This is a genomic window from Paenibacillus sp. QJM3NY_38 (genome assembly GCF_056173265.1).
In genome coordinates, this window is record NZ_CM149665.1 from 1,419,735 (window position 1) to 1,437,221 (window position 17,487).

Genomic DNA, 17,487 nt, shown 5'->3' on the forward strand with positions numbered 1-17,487 from the left:
TCCAAACGATAAGGATGCAACAGCGATCAAGCGTAAAGGAGATGAATTTGGTGCACAAAAAGGCAGAACGATTGAAAAAAATGAAGCCGGTGGCGGTGAGCAACCTGACCGAGGAACAGCGTGCCAAGCTGCCGCCGGGGCAGACGCTGACCGAGAAATTCCCCATTTTGCACGAGGGGGAGGTTCCTCATTACGACATGTCGGAGTGGACGCTCAAGGTGTTCGGGGAAGTCGAAGAGGAACGGACGTTTTCTTATGAAGATATATTGGCGATGCCAACGGTGACCGTGAACGCGGACATTCACTGCGTCACGCGCTGGTCCAAGTTCGATACGGTATGGGAGGGAATCCTGTTCCGGGATTTCCTGGCGGGGCTGAAGATCAAGCCGGATGCCAAATACGTCATGTTTCATGCCGATCCCGATTACGACACGAATGTACCCATCGAGGATCTGCTTAAGGACGATGTGCTGCTGGCCTATCGCTTTAACGGCGAGCCGCTGACGGACAAGCATGGCTGGCCGCTGCGTACGGTTGTGCCGCATCGCTATTTCTGGAAGAGCGCCAAATGGCTGCGCGGCATCGAGTTTATGAAGGAAGACCGCCCGGGCTTCTGGGAACGCAACGGCTTCCATAATGAAGCAGACCCGTTTAAGGAAGAGCGGTTTAGCGGCGAGGCGCTGGATATACCCGAAGACGAATGGACACGTAAGGAGTTTGACTAATATGTTGATGCCTATTTTGCAAGTGAACTCGGAAGATATACCTGAATTTGTGATCGTCTGCGGCGATCCCAAGCGTGCGGAGACCATTTCCCGCAAGCTTACAAACGCGCGCGAGCTCGCGTTCAGCCGCGAGTACCGCACCTTCGTGGGAACGTATGAAGGCGTTGAACTCGCGGTAACCAGCCACGGGGTTGGATGTCCGGGAGCTGCAGTTTGTTTTGAGGAGCTGATCCGCGCGGGGGCGAAGACATTGATTCGCGTGGGCACGGCCGGGTCTTATCGGGCGGATACTCCCGCGGGAAGCCTTGTGGTCAGCACGGCTGCGATCCGCACGGATGGCCTGACGAAACAGCTCGTGCCAGACGGCTTTCCAGCGGTTGCAGACAGTCAGGTAGCGGAGGCACTGTACGAATCCGCGGTTTCAATTGGCGAAGGCGTGGTTCGCAAGGGGATTACTGTAACCCTGGACGTGTTCTTTAACGGCGTTGAAGAAGTACCGCACCAGAAGTATAAAGCAGCAGGAGCGCTCGGCGTCGAGATGGAGATTGCGGCGCTGTACGTCGTTGCGGCGATCCGCGGCGTTCGCGCAGGCGCGATTGTCGCCATGGACGGTTTTGCCGACGCCGACCTCGCGGCCGAGTACGACCCGAACACGAATGTGGTTGCCGACGCGGTGGAACGCGAAATTAACACGGCCCTGCAGGCTGTGGTGAAGCTGGCGAAGCAGGGTTAGTAAGGGGTAAGAAAGCCGGGTTTCCTGAGCGTAAGCTGCAGGAGACCCGGCTTTTTATTTTGCGTGAGATGAATTCGGGGAGTATCAGGAACTTGCAGCTGCAAATCCAGTCATACCCATCTTTACTGTTTGGACGGCTGGACCGTGAAGAAGGGAACCTTCTCAATACCCACAGCTCGAACATAAGTGAATAGTTGCCCTTTATGGTGGATTTCGTGGTCGACCATGTTGCTCAGCCACACTTTTCCTGGGGCAACAAACCCGTTAAAGTCCAGCGGCTGCTCCAGCAGGATGTCGGACAATTCATTAAAAACCGCTGTAGTCGATTCGGTCGAGGCTTGAACGATATTTCTAATGTCATCGATGTTTTCGAATTCGGTGGAAATAGAGGGTGGAGAGAACGAGCCTTTTACAATGGAGCGCAGGAACATGTCTGAGGACGCCGCAATATGAACTGCTAATGCGCCCAAGGTATAGGCGTTCTCCCACGGTTTATAGTCCAAATGCTCGCTCTGAACGTCCTGCAGCAGATGAAGCAAGACCGTACGGTGTTTATGCCATCGTTCGAATAGCTGTTGACCTTCATGACTCATGATTTGTCCTCCTTGATCGATCACAGAATAAATTTCTTGGATGATGCGGCTAATTTGCGGTTCATAAAACAGTTCGATAAGAAATAGCGGATTCCTTCCCTACGCGTTAAGCTGTAGCCAGATGTTGAATTTAATAATTTTGGAAAAAGCAGTTGCAAAAATAAAGCGTACCGTATATACTGAGTTTAATTAGTGATTGGTCAATCAATAATGGATCGAAATGAAAGAAAGGAGGGGAAGAAATGGCTAGAGCATCAACCTCTGCGAATCGGCGCAATGATATCGTGGCGGCAGCCATCGAAGTGTTTGCAGAAATTGGGTATTATCGCGCGACCACGGCTCAGGTTGCCGAACGGGCAGCGATATCACAGCCTTACGTCTATCGGTTCTTTACCAAGGAGTCGCTGCTTGTGGAATCGCTGGCTGTTTCCTGGGAGCGCATTGTGAAGGCATTCCAAGCGGTGATCGAATCCGCTTCTTCAGAGAATCTGGAGTTGGGTTTGATTCAGGCATACGAAGGGATTGTGCAATCGCATCGCAGCGAGATCCTGCTCCAGATGCAGGCGCAGACGATTCAGGAAGCGCCCATCCGCGAAGCGATGCAGCAGGGAATGAATGAGGTGAAGGATCTCGTGGAGAATGCCTTTGTGCGAGCGGGATTTGAGGATGCCGACAAGAAAACTTCCGATTTTCTGGCCCGAGGCATGCTGTGCAATGTAGCTATGGCGATGGATATGCCGAATATGATGCCCATAAGATAGAGCACGCCCAGGCGCGCTCTGACAGTGCCGCCCGCGTACCTCAAGGCTGGTGCGCGGCGGGATAAGGGCACTTTTTTATAAATCATTGTGATTGATCAATCAATCATTAACTTTTAAATTGAGTGTAGATTAGCTTTAGGAGGTGATATGGTTGGCTAAACTTCATCTTAAATTCGTTGATGGGATATTCGTTACAGTCACGCTGTTGTGCGTGCTCAGCTGGTGGGATTAAGGACAGGGGACGTAATGTCATGTTGGATTAACTAAATGATAGGGGGTGAAATGATCATGAAGGAAAATATGGACTCCATGTGGTTCTCAAAGTATTCGTTCTTGTTCGGGGTTATAACGGTACTGCTGGTATTGTTCTCGATGTGGGATTAAAGGATGGAAGCACGCTGACCACGGGGGGTTAGCGTGCTTTTGTGGTTTGCGGTGCTGAGTCAATTAATGAAGAGGCTTAGCATTCGTATCGAGAGATGCCGTTTTTTTCTGTTTGAGCGTAACGAAAGCTACAAGGATACCGATTAATGTTGTTACTGTATTTATAATGAAAGCGATCCGAATGGCTCCGTTCAAATCACCAGGATCCATTGATTCCATAGGCGTATTTGTACCCAAGCTTGACGAGATGATTGCCATGATGACAGCTAATCCCACGGCTCCTCCAATTTGCTGTCCGGTCGAGACGATCGAGGATGCAAGACCTTGCTCGTTCATATGGATATTTGAACTGCCGGCAATATACATTGTCGTAAATACGAACGCTTGACCTAGACCGATGATGACCATGCCCGGGATGATGCCCCACGCAGAGCCTGTTTCCGACAATCCGGTAAGGAGCATAAAACCGATAGCACCAAGGCCCATACCGCCGGCAATGGTACCGGCAACGCCAATGGTGGATATCATTTTGTTTATCAGCTTGGCACCGAGAAGAGCGCTTAAGGTCAGCGGCAAAAAACTGAGACCCGACTGGACGGCAGTATAGTGAAGAACCTCTTGGGTATACAGCGTTAAGAAGTAGTAGAGCGTTCCGAATGACGCGGAAAAAATGGTGGCGGTCAGAGCGGCACCGGTTAAACTGCGCAATCGAAACAGTCTAAAGGGAATCAAAGGCTCCCTCGTCCGGGTTTCGATAATAACAAACAAGATGAGCAGAACTATTCCTATGACCCCGGGGATGATCGTTCTGAAATTCAGCCAGCCATCTACCGGAGATTGAATCAGATAATAGACAATCAGCAGCATGCCTGCCGTTACAGACAGTGAGCCGGCCACGTCAAAATGGCGTGAACGGGACGATGTTCTGCTCTCCTTCAGGGCGATCGGTGCAAGAATAAGGACAAGAACGGCAATCGGCACATTCACGAAGAACGTCGACTGCCAACCGATGTAACTCGTTAATAATCCGCCGAGAAGAAGTCCAAGCGATAAGCCGACTCCACCCATCGCAGCCCAGATTCCCATGGCACGATTGCGTTCTTGGCCTTCTTCAAAATTAGACATGATCAATGACAAGGTAGCGGGCGATAGAAGGGCGCCTCCAAGACCTTGAAGTCCCCTTGCAATAATTAACAGGGACTGGGAGTCAGCCAAGCCGCCAAGCAGAGAACCCAGGCCGAATAATCCCATGGCAATCATAAACATTCGGCGTCTGCCGAGCAGATCGGATAATCTTCCCCCGATAAGGAGGAACCCCCCGTAGACCAATGAATAAGCGCTGACTACCCATTGCAGATGCAGGGCCGAGAAACCAAGTTCCGCTCCAAGGGACGGCAATGCAACAAATATAATGGTGTAATCCAGCGCAAGAATGAGCTGGGATACGGCTAACAGCACCAATGCTAATCCTTTATAGTTGTTTGGATTCATATCGAATGAACATCCTTTCATCATGTTTTTAGACTAAATAGTCTGGAATTTGCAAAAAAAATTAGGTGTTGAAAATACTCACTCCTAGATAAGTAAAAGGCATAACTACCACCTCCTTTCTAGACTGATTGGTCTGAAATATCTAAAAAATGATGAAGCGAAACCCAATCGCTTCATTATTTTTTTCATTCTTTATTAGGCATCCAGTGCAGACAGCGTGACTGCAGCGATATCGTCCAATACTGCCGGATTCGTTGAAAGCTTCGCGGCTTGCGTTAACGCATATCGCGCATGATATAAATATCTGGCAAGCGCCCGCAGGTCATGCTGCCGATCGGTTAATTCACCTTGCTGCCGGGCACGGACCAGAGCCGTGTAGAAGGCTTCTTCCAGTCGCTCCGAATCCTGCCGGAACAATTGCGCAATCTCTGGATTGTGAGGAACCTGGTCAATGGCACTGTGCAGGATAAAGCATTCATTGCGGCGCTGCTCATCCTTAAGCACGGTGACGATCTCTTTAAAGATCGCTGCCACGGACTCCTTCACCGAACCGGGACGTTCCAGGATGGAGACGGCCGCCGCTGATTTCTCATTCACGTAGTGCTTCACAGCTAATATGAACAGATCCTTTTTCGTCCCGTAGGTGTCGTATAAACTTTGTCGTGCTATGCCTAACCCGTCAAGCAAATTTTGCAGCGATGTGCCCTCGTAACCGTAGTGGCCAAAAATCTCCATGGCCTTATGAAGAACAAGCGTTGTGTCGAACTCTTTGCTTCTTCCCATGGTCTTCATGACGCCCCCTTTAATTACACATCATATATTTTCCGGACTGTTTGGTCAAGAAAATAATTTTTAGAGAAATCCATCAGTTTCTTTTGCCCAAACGTTATATTAACAGAAAAGACAAAACGAAAAGTGAGAGGTTGGCTAATGCAAGTATGTGATCTCTATGAAAATCTGAAGGACGATGTCCAGCGTTATGCCAGATCCATCGCCAAGCATGCCTACGAAGCGGATGATCTGGTCCAGGATGCCTTTATGAAGGCCATCAAGGAGCCGAACCTGGCAGCTCTGCCCCTTCACAAGCAAAAGGCCTGGTTCTTCAGAGTCGTCAAAAATCGCATGATCGATATTAGCCGCCGGGAGAAGCGGCTCGTATCGTGGGAGGATGATCTGGACGTCACCGAGCTCCCCGTTTCAAGCCGCAATATCGAAATGACGGAATGGCTCGCCCGTTTGCCGCAATCGCAGAGCGATATCGTGTTTAAGCGCTATTGGCTCGGCATGTCCAGCCAGGAAATCGGCGAGCAGCTGGGCATGCCGGCAGCCACCGTTCGGTACAAATTGCAAACCGCCATCAAAAAATTGAGAAAACTATGGGAGGAAGATATGAAATGAGCAGAATCATTGAAAATGTGGGAATGTTGGATCTTACGCAGGCAACGGAGGAAACCGTAACAAGCATCGAACGGATCGGAAACGTAGGTCTTGTGATATACCGGGCAGAGACGGCACACCTGCTCACGCTGTTGAAAAACACAGGCAATATCGGCAAGACGATTGAAATCCCCGAGGGACATCGTTATTACAGCGGCACGCTGCGGCTGGACGAGGAATATTTTCAGCTCTTGGAGCAGCCGGACCGCGTATTCGTTAACGGCACGGTCATCATCGATAAGGGAGTATCGCTTGAAGCATTCCAGAACGGCACGCTGCACCTGGTGGTCAACGGTGAGGTTTATGCTCCCCGGCATCTGGCCGCTGCCGTTACCTCTGCACTCCTCAAAGTGGGAGGCGCCAGCGCGGAGATTCACGCTTACGAATACGAACCCAGGTTCGAGTCCGGGAAAGTGCAGTTGAACAATGCATATCTGGCCTCCGGCAGCGAGCCTATGGAGCTGGTCCTGAACGGCATGGTTCATCTGGATAAGGAGCTGGATATGGAGCAGTTCTCGGCACGGATTGAAAAGATCCAAGTAAACGGCAAGGCGATTATCCATGAACATCAATCCCCTTATTTCTACGATAAATTGAAAAAGATCAACGGCTTGGTCGAGGTGATCCCGGCAGGATTCGAGTATGTAACCAAACCGTTAAGGCTAAACGCAAGAACCGTTCGGCGCTTTAAAGGCCATAAGCTCTACACGAAAAAGCCGCTAATTCTCGAGGCGGACGTGACCCGTGACGCTTTCAGCCAGGCCGTGTCGGAGATTCAATCAAATTCGTTTATCATTTGCGGCGAAGAGATCGAGGATCTGGTTTGGGAGCGCTGCCCCAACCTGAATACCGAGATCGTAAGTTATGAGCGGCTGTTTGTGTTCATCAGCGGCGAGGAAACCTGGTCAAAGGAACAGCTGGCGGCTTTGGGCCAGCCGGCGAGCTTCATCGTTGACGGGACGCTGACCTTTGACGATGACGTCACCGAGGAAGATATTAAGGCCTCGGTGTCCTCCCTGGATCTTTTCGGCGAAGTCGTTGTAGGGGAAAAAAGAATTAAAGGCATTTTGTACCCTTACCTTCGGGTAAACAATGGAAGTATTATAGTGAAGGGGACGGAAGAGGAGCTTGCAGGTATTGGTAATGTCGGAATGTTGTCGCTATAAAAAGAAATGAGGAATGAAACCATGAATATCAATAATGAAGATATTGCCAAACAGCATGTTCGCGATCTCCGTCAGGAACTGGAACGATGCCGGATGGCAACGAAATGGCGCTCTAAACGCAATGAAGCGGTCTACGCCACAGCGGCTGCACGTACAGTCGAAGGAAAGTGGAAGTCGCTGCTTGAAACCATCATCATGATGGGAAGAAGAATGCTTTAATCGGTGAGCCGATTAGGGTACTAAACGAAATTATACGAATCGTCGACGCGGTAAGCGTCGGCGATTTTTATTTTTTACCTACCGATAGTTAAAAAACATTGACACCCCATATCCTCTGCTTTAAAATTCTACCTAACGGTAGTTAAAAAAGGAGTGGGATTATACGTTGAAAAAGAAAGACTTGACCTCGCAGCAAATCGTTGAGGCCGCCATCGGATTGTTTGCGCTTCATGGCATTGAGAAGACCAGTCTGGCGATGATTGCCGGCGAGGTGGGCATTACGAAACCGTCGATTTACTACCATTTTGCATCCAAGGATGAACTGGTGGAACGCGTCTTTGATTATATGTTCAGCGATTATCATTTCGATCATTATTTCTCCCTGACCGAAATGAACGAGCGCAACTTCGCGGAGAAGCTGTATCAAGGGGGATTGCGCATGTTTCCGGAAGAGGAAGAGGCTTATGTGCCGGTGATGCGCTTATTGAGCGAGTTCATGCTGACCGCAAGCCGGAGTGCCAATTACGGCCAGAGAGTGGTCGCCATGCAGCAATCGTTTCTGGACGGCTTTCGGGAACTGATGCGCTTAGGCGCAGACTTCGGGATCATTGAGCGGCAAAATGCGGATTCCAAGGCGTATGTGCTGGCACTGGTCATTGATAATATCACGAGTTATATCATGATGGATATTCGATTGGATTACCAAGCGATATGGAGAGAAGCGGTGAACAGTATCCTCAGGAAAGGAGCGGATACCATTGAATAACGGGATGGAATACAGTGATCTCGGATTATCGTGGGCAGACCGAATGCTGGTCTGGGCCGTGCCGCCTTTATTAGGTGCGGTGGTCGGCTGGTTTCTGCCTGCGATTGCGGATTGGGCGACGGGTCTGGCTTGGGTGCCTTTTCAAGGACCGCTGGAGTTAATCGCAACCATACAGGGACCTTGGATCGTCATCGTAACCGCTGTTCTGGGCCTGCTTGCGGGCATGGTGCTCTCCCACATTGCCATTAAAGAAAGTCTTGCCGTTCGCTTGTCGGATAAGGAGATTACACTCCGCATTCATGAAACTGAAAGAACCTTTGCGAGAGAAGAGGTTTCTGCGGTCTTTCTGGATGGCAAGCAGCTGGTCCTGCTGGGCACGGAGGGGCAGGAGCTCTACCGGGAGAAACCGGAAGCCAAGCGGGATGCAGTGGCTGAAGCCTTCAAACGGCACGGTTACTCCTGGAGAGACCGAGATCCGTTCGCTGATGATTACGTCAGATGGGTTGCTGATTCGCCGGAACTGACGCCTGGCATGAACGCGCTTTTCCTGGCACGAGAGAAGGCGATGGAGAACGAGGATAAAGAGGATGCAGCCGATCTGCGCCGGGAACTTTCGAAGCTGGGCATTACGGTGCGGGATGACGGAAAAAAACAGTATTGGAGGCAGCACGGGCAGAGGCCATAGCACCTGAGCAGCTATAGCAGACGAAGCCATCCTAGCGACATAATGGCTCACTAAATACCGAATCGCATAATTCCGGCTGAACGACAAGCGGTTCATTTAGATGGCTGTAGGCGCCCAGCTAAACCAGATGATCGCCATTGTCATCCATAAGCCGATGATGCGGTCATCTTCGTTTTTATAGAAACTTCGCGTCGCTGTGGTTTGTCATTACATTTGTCCCCCTTCTTATCGAACAAAATGACACCTCTCCCGCTCAGTCAAGCCTGCGGCAAACAATATCCCTCTATCGGCAAGACATCCGGCAGTCCTCTCTTCCCATGAGAAGTTTTACAATGAAAGCGATACCTCAGCGAAGGAGATGTCTTATGAATTTTGATCTGAATATCGTACCTTTCAGCCGTAGAGAGTCCTTCTTGGCAATTTCCCTTCTGCCCGCGGCAAAGGACCGCAGACCAGGACTTTACCTGCGAACCGTCCGCGGAGGGGACGACAAGTTTGGCGAGGCGTTTCTGATAGAGCTGCTAAACCGGCAGAACGAGCCGGTTCCCTTTGAACCTGTAGCATCACCCGACAAAATCAGGCTAACGGCCTCCGATTCGGAAGGCCATGCGGACATTTGCATATCGGACTCCAGGACCGTCCGGTTTCGCGCGGAAGGCTGCGGCATAAGGCTTACTTTTTTCCCCGCAGCGTATGACTACGCCTACGAGACAATTCCGGACAGCTGGGAAGTGAACAGCTTCACGCACGGCTGCCGCTTCATGCTGACCCGGCTTGTTGGCCAGATGAGCATGGAGGTCGAATGGAACGAGATCAAGAGCTCGCGGGTGACCGCCGACTTCTCCGTGGATACTGCAACCGATACAGCTGAATTCGCCGTAGAAGAGTTCATGACCGTCATGACGCCGCGTACCGACTGGGAGTCCTTCGACGATGCGGTTGAAAGCGTTCGCGAGGATTATGCCGATTGGTTGAACAATACCCTGACCGTCCCTGAGCGGTGGCAGGAAGCAAGGGAGCTCGCTGCCTATATTACCTGGTCCTGCGTAGTTCCGGCCGAAGGCTGTTTAACCCACCCAGCCATGTATATGTCCAAGAATTGGATGACCAACATCTGGAGCTGGGACAACTGCTTTAACGCGATGGCCCTCGTGCGGCATCAGCCGGAGCTGGCTTGGGATCAGTTCATGATCTTTTTTGACCGGCAGGATGAGAGCGGCCTGATCCCCGACTTCGTGAACGATAAATACGAGCTTTGGAATTGCAACAAACCGCCGATTCACGGCTGGACGCTGGCCTGGATGATGAGGCGAACCGATTTCATTAAGGAGACCCAGCTGCGCGAGGTCTACGGCCCATTATCCAAATGGACGGAATGGTGGTTTACGCACCGGGACCATGACGGCGACGGCATCCCCCAGTATAACCACGGCAACGATTCAGGCTGGGACAACAGCACGGCATTTAATAACGGCATCCCCGTTGAGAGCCCTGATCTTGCCGCTTATTTGATTATCCAGATGGAGACGCTGGCTGAAATCGCGGGTTTGCTGGGCCTGACCGAGGAATCGAGTCATTGGAGACGGAGTGCGGATGATACGCTGGATCGCATGCTCCGGCATTTCTGGAGAGACGGTCGATTCACGGCCTGCCGTTCGGGAACGCATGAGGTATCCGAGGGAGACAGCCTGCTGCTGTTCGTTCCGATTTTGCTGGGAAAACGCCTTCCAGAGTATATCCGCACGGCTCTATTGGAAGGACTTCGAGAGGAAGGCCGATTCTTGACAAGCAATGGCTGGGCGACCGAGAGCGTAAACAGCCGCTACTATAAGCCGGACGGATATTGGCGCGGGCCGATCTGGGCCCCTTCCACGATGCTGCTGGTCGAAGGGGTGGCGGCGGCCGGCGATAAGGAGCTGGCAATGGAGATTGCGCAGCGGTACTGCCGGATGGTCAGTCTCAGCGGCATGGCCGAGAATTTTGATGCCCTGACCGGAGCGGGGCTGCGCGATCGGGCGTTTACCTGGACTTCCAGCGTATTTTTGATTCTTGGACATGAATACACCCTATAACGATCACGGACAAATACTTCTTCCCGGGCTTTTGCCTTGCGGGGGAGGTGCTTTTTCCGTTTTCTCTCATTTTCCATTTGCCGCCTAATTACAAGCACTTTGTTCGGGTTTATAATGAAAGCGGTATCACGGATAGGTTCGCAGTCCTGCCTCATGGCGAACGAGTGGATGTAAGTTTCGCGATACGATACAACAATGGGGAGAGTAGCCATGAATCTTCAGGGGATCAAAGATCGCGTGGGCCGGCTGTTCACCGGCACCTATCACAGTATACGAACCAAGCTGCTTACTTGTTTTTTAGTCGTCACCCTGATTCCGCTGTTCTCGCTTGGCGGACTTTCTTATGTTCAATCCGCTAAAGTGATTAATTCCCAGTTCGGCAAATACGGCGATAATGCCGTAGCGCAGCTGGAGCAGCAGACCAGTTCGGCATTGGAGCGGATGAAGCAGACGGCGGAGACGATCTATTCCTATTTACTGGACCCGAGCCACTCGGGAATCGGAGCCGGGACGCCATCCACATACGGCGACATTATGGAGAAGAACGACTTCGAATCGTTGTTAAAGTCTCTTCGGACGCAGCTGACAGCAGGAATTTACATCATAACGTCCTCCGGCTATTACTATGGGGAGAACAATCTGGATGTGAATAAACTCGGCAATATCCCGCTGTGGAACACGAGGCCGAAAGCATATGCCGGGACTTATTGGCTCGGTTTTTATAAACAGGATCATTCCATCAAGAGCAGCGATAACGACAATGTGCCCGTCCTTGGATTGGCGGTGCCGATCCATCACCCCGACAAAGCTCAGGACGGCAGCATCATTCTGATCGAGGAGAACGCCGAGGAGCTGCTGCGCAGTTATGCCAAGTTCGAGGCCGACACGCATGCCCACCTGCTTATTACATCGCCGGATGGGACGATTGTGTATGAGACGGATGCTCCGTATACGCCCCATGACAACGATGTGACCTGGTCGCGGACGCTTGACGTCAACCAATGGACCATGGAAGCCAGAATTCCCGCCAAGGCATTCTATCAATCCTCGGGCATTATCCGGGCGAACACGATGGTTGTTGCCATCGTCTCCTGCTTGCTCGCTTTTGGCATCGCCTATCTGTTCTCCTCCCGGTTCACCTCCCGAATCCGGACCTTGAAGGACTCAATGCAGAAGGTAAGCTTCGGCAAGCTGGATACCCGGACGCCAATCGAGGGGAGGGATGAGCTGGGCAGCCTCGATATGAGTTTTAACCGGATGGTTACGGGCGTACAGACACTGATTGGCGAAGTGGAGCAGAGCGAGCGGCTGAAAAAAGAGGCGGAGCTGCGCGCATTCCATTATCAGATCAATCCCCATCTCCTGTTTAACACACTCAACTCCATCCAGTGGAAAGCCAGGCTGGAAGGCGCGGAAGACATCCGTCAGATGCTGTATCATCTGACGATGGTGCTGGAGGGGAATTTGGATATTTCACAGGAGCTCGTCACGCTGAACAGGGAGCTGCGCATGATCGGTCACTTTCTGAAAATCCAGGAGATCCGGTACGGCGAAGTGTTCCGTTATGAGCTGGATTGCGATGAGGCGCTGCTGCCTTATTTGATTCCACGGATGACGCTTCAGCCGCTGTTCGAAAATATTTTTTTCCATGCTTTCACCGATGGTCAGGGAGAGATCCATGTCAAGGTCGAGGAGGATCACGATGAGCTGGTGCTTACGCTTCGCGATAACGGAGCCGGCATCAGAGAGGAGAAACTCGCACAGTTATTCTCGCCGGAGATGAAGCGGAAGGGACGCGGCGGGCTTGGCGTGCGGAACGCCGATCAGAAATTCAAGCTGCATTTTGGTCCTCTGTACGGACTCAAGGTGCATTCGGTTAAGGGGGAAGGAACAACGATTACTATACGCTGGCCGAAAAAGGAGGAGTCTTGCGATGATGAAAGCAGGGAACATTAGGGTGATGATTGCCGACGATGAGAGCATTGTGCGGAAGGGACTCCGCTCCACGGTCCCATGGGACCGGTTCGGGATGGAGGTTGTGGCAGACAGCCCCAATGGTCAGGCGGCCTGGGAGGCTTTTCTGGAGTTTCGTCCGCAAGTGGTCATTACGGATATCGTCATGCCGGAGATGGATGGGATCGAGCTGTCGCGCAAGGTGAAGGAGGTTGCACCGGAAACCCGGATCATTCTGCTCAGCTGTCACCGGGATTTCGAATATGCCCAAGAGGGGATGCGGCTCGGCGCTTCGGGATATCTGCTGAAAACCGCCTTCGAGGACGAAGAGCTCGAAGCGATGCTGGGGAAATTCCAGCGTGAGCTGTCCGATGCGCCGGCCCACGGGTACGAGTTGGAAGAGCAGGTTTCTGCTCACCTTTTTGCTTGGCTCAACGGGCACAGTGACCGTTTCCCTGGAGAACTCCGAAAGCTTTGCAGCCGCGTCGGGCTGGGAGAGGGCAAGCCCATCTCGCTGCATCTGATCAAAACGGCGGGCTGCAGCAGCAATTGGGAGCACCTGCTGCAGGAGCAGGGCACCGATGAGCCGGGTTTACGCAGCAGCAAGCTGATTCCTTACGGCGCGGACAGCTGTTACTGGGTTATACCGGAGGAGTTTAAGGGAGCGGCAGACAGCCTGCTGGTGGAGATCAAGAGCCGGTGCGGGAAGCTCATATGGAATTCGCGGGAATGTCTTCACGATTCAATGGATGTGCAGGCAGCCTTTCAATCCTTGCACAAGGAAGCCGAACTGGAACGGGTGTATGGTCTGAGCGGCGAGCATTGGCCGGAGCCGATCCTGCAGGCGGTTCATCTGCTGCACGAACATCCCGCGGACGAGTGGTCGGCAGCGGAGCTGGCCCAGCAGGTGGGGCTGAGCCGCAGCCATTTTTCGATCCTGTTCAAGAAAACGGTTGGCGACAGCTTCATCACATTCCAATATAAGCGCAAGCTCCGTCTCGCCTATGGCCTGCTGCGCGAAACCTCCTTAACGATGCAGGAGATCGCCGAGAAGACCGGGCTTGGCGACAGCAAATATTTCAGCAAATGGTTCAAACGCTGCACGGGTCAGACGCCAAGCCAATACCGTGCCGAACAAAAAGGGGAGCCATCGTAAACAAATGAACACCCGTCTATGCAAGTTCGAACAAAAATACGATCATCTGCGAATCAGCGCACGTTTTGAACCGCTTTCATCCGAGTTATGATGAAAGCGGTTCAATTCATATCAACTCAATACTTTAGGGGAGCTGACAATATGAAAAAGAAAATGTCATGGATCGCGTTGGTTTCGGTGATGACGTTAATGGCATCCTTGCTGGCCGCATGCGGCGGCAGCGGCGGGACTGGGGCATCAAAGGAGCCGGACGGCAATTCATCGGGCGCGGCAACGACGCTTCGCTTCGCGACCTGGGATACCGGAGATGCGCTGAAAATTGAACAAGAGATCGCCAAGAAGTTCGAGGAGTCGCATCCAGGAACCAAGGTACAGGTGGAGGCCTATGCCGACGGCTTCGATCAGAAGCTGGCCGCGGGATTTGGCGCAGCCAATCCGCCGGACGTGATGTACATGTGGGATTTTCCGACGTATCACCAGTCCCTGGAGCCGCTGGATTCCTACGCGTCCAAGGATGAGGACTTGAATATCGATGATTTTTACCAAGGATTGTTTAACTACGGCAAGATTGATAATCAGCTGTATGGAATCCCGGCGGGCTTTACGACCCGGGTGGTGTACTACAACAAGAAGATGTTCGACGATGCGGGCATTGCCTACCCGAGCGATGGATGGACATGGACGGAATTCCAGGAAATCGCCCAGAAGCTGACGGATAAATCCAAGAAGCAGTACGGCTTCGGCGTTCGGGCCGAGAATGATACGTATGACCTTCAAGGGTTCGTATGGAGCAACGGCGGTTCCTTTATTTCGGAGGACGGGACAACGATTGAAGGGTACATGAACAGCAAGGAAACGGCGGAAGCCATTCAGATGCTGGGCGATATGCTGAAGAACGGCTCAGCCGTCCTGACTGGAGGCAAAGGGCAGCAGAGCGGTGAGGATATTTTCAAGGCCGGCAAAATTGCCATGTGGGAGAGCGGTATCTGGCCGCTGGAATCCTTCAGGGAAGCCGGAATCGATGTGGGTACGGTGGAGATGCCGGCCTTCGAGGGCAAACCTGTGAAGGGCGTGTTGGCCGAATCCGCGCTATCCATAGCGAAGGATTCCAAGAACAAGGATCTGGCGTGGGAATTCATTAAGTTCTATGTATCGGATGAAGCGATCAAAATGCGCGTGGCCGATTTGCCGGTCCGGGTCAGCGTGGTCAACGAGCTGAAGAAGGACCAGGATCCGCTCTACAAGCCGTATTACACGATGCTGGAGCGTTCGGACAATACGCCGGCCTTCCTGCTGAATCCGAAATGGAACGAAGTCAACCGCCAGCTGTCGGCAGCCGTGGAATCCGCCATGTTCGGCAGCGATGCGCAGGAGGTTCTGAACCAGGCGGTGAAGGATAGCGAACGCTATTTGAAATAAACGAAGAAAGAAGGTTCGCGAAAATGGCCCACACTCATGCACCTTACTCACAACAGCAGACAGCGGCCCCGAAGCGACTTGGACCAAAACGATGGGGTGGGGCCGTGCCCTACCTCTTCATTTTTCCATGGATATTCGGATTCCTCGTTTTTACGCTTGGTCCGCTGCTGTTTTCCCTCGTCATTTCGTTTTTTGATTGGCCGATCGTTGGCCAGGTGACCTTTGTCGGCATCGACAACTATGTGGAGATGTTCTCGAACGATCCGCTGTTCTGGAAATCGCTGCTGGTTACGTTAAAATTCGCGGCTTTGTTCGTGCCGCTGAACATCATCGTGGCTCTGGGACTCGCCATGCTGCTCAATCAGAAGGTAAAAGGGAGCGCGTTCTTCCGCACTGCCTTCTACCTGCCGTCTGTCATTTCCGGCGTAGCCCTCGCCATGATCTGGTCCTGGGTGTACAGCGGGGATTACGGGATCCTGAATTTTTTCTTATCGCTTGTCGGCATCGAAGGGCCGGATTGGCTGAACGATATGAAGTGGTCCCTGGTCGCCATGGTCATTGCAAGCCTGTGGGGACAGGGCTCGATGATGCTTATTTTTCTGGCGGGTCTCAAAGGCATTCCGAAGGACCTGTATGAGTCGGCCTCGATAGATGGAGCGGGCAAGATCAGGCAGTTCTTCAATGTGACCATCCCGATGATCACGCCGACCCTGCTGTTTAACCTGATTACGTCCATCATTGCTGCCTTCCAGCAGCTGACGCTGGCGCTTCTGCTTACGGGCGGGGGCCCGCTGAAGTCGACGTTTTTCTATGCGATGTACATGTACGAGAATGCGTTCAAGTACTTCAAGATGGGTTATTCCGCAGCCAACGCCTGGTTCATGTTCCTGATCGTGCTAACGCTGACGTTTCTTGTGTTTAAGTCCTCGGAGGCCTGGGTGTTCTATGAGGGCGAGATGAAGAAGGAGAAGGCGAAGCCGAAGCCGAAGCGTGCCAAAGCAGGCGTGCCTGCCGGCAGAGAGGGGCGTTCCGCATGAAAAAAGTAATTACTTACACACTGCTCATCTTGTGCTCGCTGTTGTTCATTGCTCCGCTCTTCTGGGCTATCACAACAGCGCTGAAGTCGCAGCAGGAGCTGTATCTGTTTCCTCCAAAATGGTTTCCTTCCGTGTGGAGATTCAGCAACTTTGCGGAAGCCTGGAGCATTCAGCCGTTTAACCTGTTTTTGAAAAATACGGTGATTGTGACACTGCTGTCGACGCTCGGTCAGCTCATATCGTGCACGCTGGTGGCGTACGGGTTCGCCCGGTTTCAGTTCAAGGGGCGGGATGCGCTGTTTCTGATCGTGCTTGCCACCATGATGATTCCGTGGGAAGTGACCATGATTCCGCAGTATATGGAATTCAACTACCTGGGCTGGATCAATACGCTCAAACCGCTGATTGTTCCGTCCTGGTTCGGTTCCGCCTACTTTATTTTTCTGCTGCGCCAGTTCATCATGACCTTGCCGAAGGAGCTGGATGAAGCGGCAACGATTGACGGGGCGGGCAAAATGACGGTTCTGCTGCGGATCATCGTGCCGCTGATGGGACCCTCGCTCATTCTGGTGGCCGTGTTCCATATGATGAGCTGCTGGAACGATTATCTGGGTCCGCTCATCTTCCTGAACGATCAGACAAAATATACGCTGACGCTGGGGTTATCCCAATTCAAGGGCATGCACGGCGTCGATATGCAATCCATCATGGCGATCACCTGCCTGATCTCGATTCCGCCGCTGGCCGTCTTTTTCTTCGCGCAGCGTTTTATCGTTGGCGGCATTGCCACGACGGGGATCAAGGGATAAACGGTGCCGGTTGATAATAGGCATCCAAGATCGATATGTTGCATGATGCAATATCCAAACATAGAAGTGCGTGTTCAAAAA

The 17,487-nt window shown here is 52.2% G+C and carries 17 protein-coding genes; 14 read left to right on the forward strand and 3 right to left on the reverse strand.

Annotation, left to right across the window (positions count from 1 at the left end; all coding sequences use genetic code 11):
• Nucleotides 1–50 precede the first annotated feature (50 nt).
• Together AC0VZ8_RS06200 and AC0VZ8_RS06205 are read left to right on the forward strand one after the other, a co-directional pair.
• Nucleotides 51–725 (forward strand): sulfite oxidase-like oxidoreductase, encoded by a 675-nt coding sequence (locus AC0VZ8_RS06200; RefSeq protein ID WP_071221264.1) that lies wholly within the window; start codon nt 51–53, stop codon nt 723–725.
• Nucleotide 726: 1 nt separating this feature from the next.
• Complete coding sequence (locus AC0VZ8_RS06205) at nt 727–1,458, forward strand: nucleoside phosphorylase (protein WP_071221263.1); 732 nt, start codon at nt 727–729, stop codon at nt 1,456–1,458.
• 122 nt (nt 1,459–1,580) lie between these two features.
• On the opposite strand, the gene AC0VZ8_RS06210 is transcribed toward AC0VZ8_RS06205, so the two are convergent.
• Complete coding sequence (locus AC0VZ8_RS06210; protein ID WP_260067082.1) at nt 1,581–2,051, reverse strand: DinB family protein; 471 nt, start codon at nt 2,049–2,051, stop codon at nt 1,581–1,583.
• Between the two features lie 242 nt (nt 2,052–2,293).
• On the opposite strand from AC0VZ8_RS06210, the gene AC0VZ8_RS06215 reads away from it, so the two are divergent.
• Entirely contained in the window at nt 2,294–2,812 is a 519-nt protein-coding gene (locus AC0VZ8_RS06215; protein ID WP_071221261.1) for a TetR/AcrR family transcriptional regulator, read from the forward strand.
• Nucleotides 2,813–3,259: 447 nt separating this feature from the next.
• Here AC0VZ8_RS06215 and AC0VZ8_RS06220 read toward each other — a convergent pair whose 3' ends face one another.
• Together AC0VZ8_RS06220 and AC0VZ8_RS06225 are read right to left on the reverse strand one after the other, a co-directional pair.
• A complete protein-coding gene (locus AC0VZ8_RS06220; RefSeq protein WP_475486381.1) occupies nt 3,260–4,687 on the reverse strand; it encodes an MFS transporter in 1,428 nt (475 codons plus the stop codon).
• Between the two features lie 195 nt (nt 4,688–4,882).
• Nucleotides 4,883–5,470: a TetR/AcrR family transcriptional regulator gene (locus tag AC0VZ8_RS06225; RefSeq protein WP_475486382.1), complete on the reverse strand. Its 588-nt coding sequence runs from the start codon at nt 5,468–5,470 to the stop codon at nt 4,883–4,885.
• A 147-nt stretch (nt 5,471–5,617) separates the two neighbouring features.
• Between AC0VZ8_RS06225 and AC0VZ8_RS06230 the strand changes: the two genes are divergently transcribed.
• The 11 genes from AC0VZ8_RS06230 (at nt 5,618) to AC0VZ8_RS06280 (ending at nt 17,406) form a co-directional block, all read left to right on the forward strand.
• Nucleotides 5,618–6,085, forward strand: coding sequence for an RNA polymerase sigma factor (locus AC0VZ8_RS06230; protein ID WP_475486383.1), 468 nt, complete (start codon nt 5,618–5,620; stop codon nt 6,083–6,085).
• The gene (locus tag AC0VZ8_RS06235) at nt 6,082–7,290 is read left to right on the forward strand and encodes a hypothetical protein (protein WP_475486384.1); all 1,209 of its coding nucleotides are present in this window, start codon (nt 6,082–6,084) and stop codon (nt 7,288–7,290) included. Before AC0VZ8_RS06230 ends, AC0VZ8_RS06235 begins: the two co-directional genes overlap by 4 nt.
• Before the next feature lie 21 nt (nt 7,291–7,311).
• Nucleotides 7,312–7,509, forward strand: a complete 198-nt coding sequence (locus tag AC0VZ8_RS06240) for a hypothetical protein (RefSeq protein WP_475486385.1) — start codon at nt 7,312–7,314, stop codon at nt 7,507–7,509.
• Between the two features lie 166 nt (nt 7,510–7,675).
• A complete protein-coding gene (locus AC0VZ8_RS06245) occupies nt 7,676–8,275 on the forward strand; it encodes a TetR/AcrR family transcriptional regulator (RefSeq protein ID WP_475486386.1) in 600 nt (199 codons plus the stop codon).
• A complete protein-coding gene (locus AC0VZ8_RS06250) occupies nt 8,268–8,960 on the forward strand; it encodes a YqeB family protein (RefSeq protein WP_475486387.1) in 693 nt (230 codons plus the stop codon). Before AC0VZ8_RS06245 ends, AC0VZ8_RS06250 begins: the two co-directional genes overlap by 8 nt.
• Before the next feature lie 365 nt (nt 8,961–9,325).
• Complete coding sequence (locus tag AC0VZ8_RS06255; protein ID WP_475486388.1) at nt 9,326–11,032, forward strand: amylo-alpha-1,6-glucosidase; 1,707 nt, start codon at nt 9,326–9,328, stop codon at nt 11,030–11,032.
• 210 nt (nt 11,033–11,242) lie between these two features.
• The gene (locus AC0VZ8_RS06260; RefSeq protein WP_475486389.1) at nt 11,243–12,988 is read left to right on the forward strand and encodes a cache domain-containing sensor histidine kinase; all 1,746 of its coding nucleotides are present in this window, start codon (nt 11,243–11,245) and stop codon (nt 12,986–12,988) included.
• Nucleotides 12,969–14,141 carry a response regulator gene (locus AC0VZ8_RS06265; RefSeq protein WP_475487648.1) on the forward strand — a complete coding sequence of 391 codons (1,173 nt, stop codon included), beginning with the start codon at nt 12,969–12,971 and terminating at the stop codon, nt 14,139–14,141. The genes AC0VZ8_RS06260 and AC0VZ8_RS06265 overlap by 20 nt, the downstream gene beginning before the upstream one ends.
• Nucleotides 14,142–14,282: 141 nt before the next feature.
• The gene (locus tag AC0VZ8_RS06270) at nt 14,283–15,560 is read left to right on the forward strand and encodes an ABC transporter substrate-binding protein (protein ID WP_475486390.1); all 1,278 of its coding nucleotides are present in this window, start codon (nt 14,283–14,285) and stop codon (nt 15,558–15,560) included.
• A gap of 23 nt (nt 15,561–15,583) precedes the next feature.
• Entirely contained in the window at nt 15,584–16,597 is a 1,014-nt protein-coding gene (locus tag AC0VZ8_RS06275) for a carbohydrate ABC transporter permease (RefSeq protein ID WP_475486391.1), read from the forward strand.
• Entirely contained in the window at nt 16,594–17,406 is an 813-nt protein-coding gene (locus AC0VZ8_RS06280) for a carbohydrate ABC transporter permease (RefSeq protein WP_475486392.1), read from the forward strand. The genes AC0VZ8_RS06275 and AC0VZ8_RS06280 overlap by 4 nt, the downstream gene beginning before the upstream one ends.
• Nucleotides 17,407–17,487: the final 81 nt, after the last annotated feature.